This window comes from Nocardia nova NBRC 15556, from assembly GCF_001613005.1.
In the GTDB taxonomy this organism is placed as follows: Bacteria; Actinomycetota; Actinomycetes; order Mycobacteriales; family Mycobacteriaceae; genus Nocardia; species Nocardia nova.
Genome location: NZ_BDBN01000148.1, coordinates 1 through 3,686, shown reverse-complemented (window position 1 = coordinate 3,686; position 3,686 = coordinate 1). Strand labels below are relative to the sequence as shown.

General features: G+C 72.5%; 1 protein-coding gene and 2 pseudogenes. All 3 read right to left on the bottom strand.

The features are described 5' to 3' along the window. A pseudogene (locus NN2_RS34565) lies at positions 1-662 on the bottom strand (hypothetical protein); the annotation flags it as partial. Positions 663-698: 36 nt separating this feature from the next. Then, positions 699-3,206: a LuxR C-terminal-related transcriptional regulator gene (locus NN2_RS34560; protein ID WP_063019367.1), complete on the bottom strand. Its 2,508-nt coding sequence runs from the start codon at positions 3,204-3,206 to the stop codon at positions 699-701. A 12-nt stretch (positions 3,207-3,218) separates the two neighbouring features. Beyond that, positions 3,219-3,686: pseudogene (locus NN2_RS37995) on the bottom strand (hypothetical protein); the annotation flags it as partial.

Sequence of the window (3,686 nt, the reverse complement as noted above, 5' to 3'; positions counted from 1 at the left end):
GCGGGTTCGGCCTCGGGCGCGGGTTCGGCGGCGGGCATCGCCGCCGAATACGCCTGAACCGTCCCGTCGGCGGCGTGGACCGCGGGCAGCACATCGGTGACCACCAGCGCGTTCTCGGTGCCGGTCGGATCGGGCGGGGTGGTCCCGGCCGGAGTCGCGAGCACGGCTGCCAGGGCCGCGCGGGCAGCGTCGCGCGCATGACCGCGGCTGTCCTCGGAGGCCGGCAGGTCGGCGTCGCTGACCAGAACCACCGAGCGCAGCCCCAGGTAGTCGAGGGCCTCGCGCAAACCGCGCACATACTCGGCCGGCCAGTCGCCGGGATGGGTGGCGTAGAACTCGGCCGGGCCGCTCAGATGCTCGGCGGCCAGGTTGATCAGGCAGAAGATCGCCGTTGCCACCAGATCCTCGGCGCGGTAGGCCTCCCCGTCGTCGACGGTGATACCGGCGGGATCACCGACCGACCGGACGAATCCGGTGATCGAGTGGGTATGTCCGGGCGGCGCCTCACCACCGAGCGCGGTATCGCCCTCGTCGGACATGTGCAGCACCGACTCGCGCGCGATGTACAGGGGTTCGGGCGTCTCGTCGGTTTCGCCACCGCTGGTGACGATCGCCGCGATGCACTCATCCTCGGCGATCCGCAGGCCCACCCCTGTGGCCATCCTCAATACCTCGCTTCGGTGTCTCGAGCGCGCCGATCACACGAGTAGCGAACCGTGTCCCATTGCGCGGAGCATCGACAATAACTCCGAGCGCGATCCGGCTCCGATTCGACGCCGGATCCGCGCGACATGATGCTCCACCGTCTTCGCGGAGATGTACAGTCGAGCGCCGATTTCCCGGTAGGTGAGGCCCAGCAGGACCAGCTCGGCCACCTCGCGCTCGCGCTCACTGAGGACCGAGGCCGCCGCCGGTTCGGGGGTCGCGGTACGCGGAGCGGCCGGAGTCCGCTCGGGCGCGGCCGTGGGCCGGGAGCCGGTGCGGACCGTGCGGGCCAGTTTCAGCAGGGCTGTCGCGGTGGCCGGATCGCCGGCGCTCAACGCCGCCTCACTGGCCAGCCGGGCCGCATCCCAGACCATGCCGATCGCGGCCAGCCGTCGCACCGCGGCCGTCACCCGATCCTCGGCGACCTCACCGCGCAGCACCAGCACCCAGGTGCGGCCCGCGTCGGCGAGAATCGCGGCATGCGGATCACCCGCCTGCGCGGCCGTTTTCAGCAGTCGAGCGGGTGGCATCAGTTCGTCCGGGCGCTCATGGGCGATCGCGGCCTGAATCTCGTACCAGTGGAACACATTTGCCCAGGCCGGGGGATTTCCCGCACTGCGCAACACATTTCGCGCCGCCTCGACCAGCCGGGCTATCCGTTCCTGCTCGCCGAGGCGGATGGCGGCCAGCCACAGCTCACCGATCGGCAGCAGCGCGGGCAGATCGGCGTCGACCTCGTCGAAGGTCGGATAGGCGGCCTCCCAGGCGCGCAACAGGATTCCGTGGTCTCCCGCGCGGCGGGCCAGGCCGACCAGGACGCCGTGCGCGAGCAGGCGATCGCGCGGGGGCAGGGCGGTGGTGTCGACGGCCGCGACCGTCCCGGCGGCGGTCTGTTCGTCACCGCCGAGCATCGCCGTCCATGCCGTCAGCACCCGGATCTGCGGATCGTGCGGATCGGTGCCGCGCAGGGCGTCGGCGGCGCGGCGGGGTTCACCCATACTCAGGCACAGCAGCGTCGCGAGCGCGACCGGCGCGCACGGCAGCATGCGATCCTCCGGCGCGGCCGTGCGGGCCAGCTGGATCAGGGCGGCCGCGGCCGACGTTGCGGCACTGCGAGATTCGCCGGTTATGCTCTGCGCCAGCGCGGTGGCGAAACGGCCGGTGCGGGCATTGGATTCCGTGGGCGGCCACTGCGCCGCCGAACCCGACACCGCTTGCGCGTCGCCGACCGCTCCGGCGAGGTGGAACACCGCCGCGGCGGTCGCCCAGTCGGCGCCGGTGCGGGCGGTGCCGAGCCAGGCGTACAGCTGCACCGCCCGGCCGATCAGTCCCCGGCGGGCATGGACGCTCGCGCTGATCCGCACGGCGGCGGCGAGATCCGCGGGTGGCGCGTCGCTGCGCGCGAGTACGGGTTCGGCCAAGCGCAAAGCGGATTCGTCGTCACCGCCGAGGGCGGCCGCGGTGGCGCGGGGGATGGCGATCCGCTGTGCGTCGTACCCGCTGGCCACGGCGGCGGTGTAGTACCGGCTCGCGTCGCTGCCCGCGTTTTCGGCTGCGGCGCGCAGGAATTCGGCCAGCCGATCGTCGCGGACCCCGGATTCGGCGAGCTGCAAGGCCGTGTGGTCGCGCAACAGCCCGGCCTCGAGGCGGGCGGTGAGCAGGCGGCGCTGAATCGAGACGAACCGGCGTTCGCCGACCAGGGTGCGCAACGGTTCGATCGCGGGACCCAGCAACAGGTCGGCATCGGTGATCAGGGCCCCGGCGCGGGCCCGGTCGACGAGTCCGACCGCCGTCGTCTCGTCGGTGCCGAGCACCTCCGCCAGCTCACTCGGATCGAGGCCGGCGCCGGTGGTGGCGACCGTCAGCACCTCGAGCAGTTGCGGTTCGGTATCGTCGAGAAGGGCTCGCGCCCAGCTGGTTACGGCCTGGTCGACGGCCTCGATGCCGCCCTCGAGCCGGGTGGCGCAGGCGGCGGTGAGCGCGGCCACCACGCCACCCGGGATGCCGCCGGTGTGCCGGTGAATGTGGTCGGCGACCGGACGCGGCACGGTCATTCCCAATTCGCGGGCGAACGGAGCGATATCGGCGGTGCCCAGCGGCCGGAGTTCGATCACCCGGCCGCGTCGCGACACCGCGTCCGCCAGCGCGCGCAGGGCGCTGTCGTGCGGTTGCGGCCGGGTCGCGACGATGATCGTGCGCGAATCCGATTCCACGGCGGCGCACAGCTTTTCCAGCTGTAGCTGGTCCAGGGTGTGGGCGTCGTCGACGACCACGGCGGCGCGGGTATCGGGCGGTGTCGTGGTCGCGCTCACATCGTCGAAGCAGCCGATACCGCTGCGCCGCAGGCGATTTCGCACCGCGGCTAGCAGCGTGGACTTCCCGGTGCCGCACCGTCCCCGAATCAGGTAGACGAGCGGATCCGGGGAGTCCGAATCCAGTTCCCGAAGAATCTCCCGCGCGCCCGGAAGGGCGCCGTATGCCACCGCGAGGTTGCCGACCACTGTCACCGATCCTCAGTTGCCTTCGTGGGGCAGCACCTTGCCCGGTGCCTGCAGCACCGTGCCGAGGGTGTTGCCTGTCTGGTCGAGACCGTCGTTCAGCGTGTTGCCCAGCGTATTTCCCAGCGAACCACCGGGAGAGCTCGGAGTGGTGGGCTGGGAGGGCACCGAGGGCGCGGACGGCGTCTGGACGGGCGTCTGCGGGGGTGCCTGCGGGGCAGGGGAATTGGGTGCCGGGGAGTTCTGTGCCGGCGTGTCCGGGGCCGCCGCGGAGGCGGGGGCCGGTGAATTCGGGGCCGGGGAGTTCGGGCCGGCGGAATTCGGTGCGGCCGTGCCCGGGGCCGGGGCACCCGCCGAGTTCTCGGCGGCCGTGCCGGCGCGGGTGGTGCCGGTGTTGTTCGCGGCCGTCACCGGGCTCCCGGCCGTCGGATGCGCGGGGTCGGTGGCACCGGCCGGGGCGACACCCGCCGAGGTCGCCGCATG